This is a genomic window from Salipiger sp. (assembly GCF_059781815.1).
The window spans coordinates 1-3125 of sequence record NZ_JBYNAH010000348.1 but is presented as its reverse complement, the minus strand read 5'-3'; the positions used below and the strand labels follow the sequence as shown (position 1 = coordinate 3125).

The following is a 3125-nucleotide window of genomic DNA, read 5'->3' as shown; positions in this document are numbered from 1 at the left end:
CTACAACGCCACCCCCGGCTCGGCGCAGCGCGACATCAAGTCCGCGCTCAAGGTCTATGACCAGGTGCTGGAACTGGCCGAGGCGCATGGCAACGGCACGCCCGAGGCCTTCGCCAAGGCGTTCGAGGCCGCCTATTTCGCGGTGCAGACCGATCTCGGCGATCCCGGCTTCGGCCCGGTCGCCAGCCTCGACACCGAGCGCGCCGACGTGAACCGTCTGGCCTATGTCGAGGCGGCGCAGGCCCGCTTCACCGCCAAGCGGGAGGCGTGACATGGCCGATCTCGACACCGGGCACCTGTTCCTGACCTTCCTTGTCCCGATCAAGCGCGGCGGGCCGAAAAACGATGTCTCCTACAAGCAGAAAGTGCGCATCGAGCTCGCCCGCCTGCCCCCGGCGCACCAGACCCCGGCGACGCAGAAGACCAAGTATGCCGCGCCCTTCGCCCGCAACACCCGCAACCACTTTGCCCGCATGTTCGTGCTCGACGACGTGGTGTATAACGGGCGCGCTGCGCAGAACGCGCTGGTGGCGACGGCGAAGGGGGTGAACACCATCGTGCCGGGCCACGTGGACAGCCTGCGTTCGGCCTATCTCGTCTTCACCGCCGATATCGACGCCATCGTAACGGAGGGCGATCCCCTGCCCGCGACGCTCAGCGCCGAGGAACAGCGCAAGGTGCGGCTGGCCTACGCGCAGACGCTCTGGAACACGATGGGCGAAGAGATCAAGGCGATCTTCGACAGTTGCCACGGCTTCGACGGCATCGACAGCGGCGCCGCGTTCGGCGCCTATCTCGAGCGCTGCCATGTCGAGACGACGATGCCCTTCCACGATTACTACCTCTCTCTGCCGGCCTTCAACACGCTGCCGCTCAAGGGGCTGATCGCCGCCGTGGGCATCCCGGCAGCGGTGTCCGTGCTGGCGCTCGCGCTGCGGATCTTCGGGCTGATTTACGTTCTTGGCATGAACACGCTGGGGCTCGCGCTGGTGGCGCTGGCGCTGAGCGTGCTGGCCTTCCTGCTCTCGGTGCGCTTCGCGCTCTCGAACGGGGCCAAGCCCTTGGCCCCGGCCAAGCATGACGATCTGCCGACGGTGCTCAAGGCGCTCTACACCCAGCAGGCCTTTGCCGATTTCATCGCCACCAACCAGCACGCAAGGCCCGACGCGCTGCACGCGGCCTTCGGCGATTTCCTGACACGGCACGCGCCGGGCGACGTCTCGGGCCCGACGCAGCAGCCGGGCGTGATTTCGGACAGCGCGCCGCAGCCGCGCGCCGGACTGTGAAGGAGGGGGAGCGATGGCCTATCACCTGAACCTGCACGACATTCAGGGCAACGTCACCCGCGCCTATGGGCGCTTCTCCTTCCCCTTTGCGCGCTACCTGTTCTTCCGCATTACCAACCCGGCAGGCGGGCGCGCCTTCGTCGATGCGGTGCGCAAGAAGGTCACCACCTCGGCGCGCTGGCCGGAGGAGGCCGACAAACCGGAGTGCACCGTCAACATCGCCTTTACCTTCATGGGGCTCTATTGGCTCGAGGTGCCCGACCGGACGCTGCAGGGCATGCCCGACGTGTTCATCTCGGGCATGCGCAGCCGCGCCGCGATGCTGGGCGACCGCGATCCGACCAAGACCGCCGATGACGATCCCAACTGGGATCGCGACTGGGATCCGATCTGGCAGGGCAACCGCAAGGAGGGCAAGGGCGGCGCCGAGGACGTGCACATCCTCATCACCCTCAACGCCCAGCCCGATCTTGACGGCGCCGATCCCGAGAGCCCGGAAGGGCTCGCCCGGATCAAGCTGCCGCATCCCGCGCTCGAGGAAAAGACCGCCTGGCTGCGCTCGCTCACCGGCAGCGGTGTCGAGCTGATCGAAACCAACGGCAAGGCGGGCGACCAGCCCTACCAAGCCGCCTCGGCGGTGTTCGACGAGTTCGAGGGCCTCACCCTGCCCACCGCGCGCGAGCATTTCGGCTTCACCGACGGCATCGGCGACCCGGTGTTCAAGGGCCAGTACCCGCCCGAAAAGGAGAAGACCGCCCTCATCGGCCGCGGCAAGCGCATGGGCGGCGACTGGGAGCCTCTCGAAGCCGGCGAGTTCATTCTCGGCCATCCCGGCGAGAGCCAAGAGCTGCCGCCCACCGCGATGCCGCCCGAGTTCATGCAGAACGGCACCTTCATGGCCTACCGCAAGCTGCACGAGAACGTCGCGAGCTTTCACGAGGTGGTGGACGCGGAGGCCGCGCAATACGCACAGACCATGGGCGTCGACCTGCCCGAGGCGAGGGAGACCATCCTTGCCAAGATGTGCGGGCGCTGGTCGGACGGGGTGCCGCTGGCGGTGGTCCCGGGCTACGACGAGTGGATCGCCTTCGGGAAGACGGGCGGCTGGCGCGACGAAAGCGGCGCGATGCTTGCGACCCCGGTCGCCTGGGAAAGAAACCTCGCCTATCTCCGCAGCCCGGCGGCCTCGGATTTCCGCTATGCCGACGACATGGCGGGCTTCAAATGCCCGGGCGGCGCGCATATGCGGCGGATGAACACCCGCGATTATCTCGACCCGCTGAACCGGTTCGGCATCGATCCCGAAACCGGCAAGCAATTCGAGAACCCCAAGGCCACCCACGCGCTAAACAAGCGCCGCCGGGTGCTGCGCCGCGGCCTGCCCTACGGCCCGCCGAATTTCGAGCCGCGCGACGACGCCTCGGAGCAGGGCGTGATCATGATGGTGATGGGCGTCGATCTGTTCCGGCAGTTCGAGTTCGTGCAGCAGCAATGGATCCAGTACGGGCTCGATTTCCATCAGGGCAACAACACCTGCCCGATGCTCGGCCGCCACGATCACCACACCCGCCACATGATCCCGTCGGACCCAAAGAGCGGCAAGCCGCCCTACATGATGACGCGGCTCAAGACCTTCGTGGAGTGCCGCGGCGGCGACTATTTCTTCGTGCCGTCGATGATCGCGCTGCGGATGATCGCCATGGGCATCGTCGACCCGACCTGACGGTCGGGCGACACCTTTCGAACACGCCACACGGCTGGTTTACGAGACCGCCTCGCGCAGCGCGGTGAGGCCGGTCTGCATCAGCGCCTCGGCGCCGGCCCGGTCGCTGGCCTCGA

The 3125-nt window shown here is 67.2% G+C and carries 2 protein-coding genes and 1 pseudogene; all 3 read left to right on the top strand.

What is annotated here, in order from left to right; translation table 11 throughout:
* A pseudogene (locus tag AC6RA4_RS24395) lies at nt 1–271 on the top strand (hypothetical protein); the annotation flags it as partial.
* Between the two features lies 1 nt (nt 272).
* Nucleotides 273–1286: a hypothetical protein gene (locus AC6RA4_RS24390; RefSeq protein WP_500164743.1), complete on the top strand. Its 1014-nt coding sequence runs from the start codon at nt 273–275 to the stop codon at nt 1284–1286.
* 13 nt (nt 1287–1299) lie between these two features.
* Nucleotides 1300–3009: a Dyp-type peroxidase gene (locus AC6RA4_RS24385; RefSeq protein WP_500164741.1), complete on the top strand. Its 1710-nt coding sequence runs from the start codon at nt 1300–1302 to the stop codon at nt 3007–3009.
* Nucleotides 3010–3125 lie beyond the last annotated feature (116 nt).